General features: G+C 54.8%; 1 protein-coding gene. It reads right to left on the bottom strand.

Features of this window, described 5'->3' with window-relative positions; genetic code table 11:
• Positions 1 to 165: 165 nt before the first annotated feature.
• Positions 166 to 511: phospholipase D-like domain-containing protein (locus HV796_RS43285; RefSeq protein WP_246356418.1), on the bottom strand; the 346-nt coding region annotated here is incomplete at its 5' end.

Here is a 511-nt window from a genome sequence, read left to right as displayed (position 1 = left end):
ATCCGGATTGGGCGGCGGCAGATGGTCGGCCTCGTGGGCGCAGGTAAACGCAAGATTCGCGCGCGCGGCGCTCCAATCGGCTTGGGAAGGCACGGCGTTCTCCTTGTTCGAGCAGGCGCTTGCGAACAATGCAAACACCATGAGGAATGTCGTTCTAGACATAGCTCAGTCGTCCGTACTGCGCTTGGCCGATGTGTACGAAAAGCCGATGAGCGACGCGATGGGCGAAAGTCCCTTTTCCTGATATTTTGCGTTCTTTGCAATGAGATTTGACCAGGCATCGAATGCTTTAGCAGGCACATCGGATACCGCTTCATTGAACCCCTTCGTATGCAGCTCCCACAACCGCCTACGCAACGGCTGCGTCACCGCCATATTTTCATGGCAGATATTCAGCTCGCTATCCACCGCCATACTGCGCAGATTGATGTTTGCCGAACCCAGGGTCATGAATACGTCATCGACGATCATCAGCTTGGTATGCACGTAAACGTAGTCCCACTTTCCAGGC

Source organism: Paraburkholderia humisilvae (assembly GCF_902859855.1).
Classification (GTDB): Bacteria; Pseudomonadota; Gammaproteobacteria; order Burkholderiales; family Burkholderiaceae; genus Paraburkholderia; species Paraburkholderia humisilvae.
This window is presented reverse-complemented; position numbering and strand designations above follow the sequence as displayed.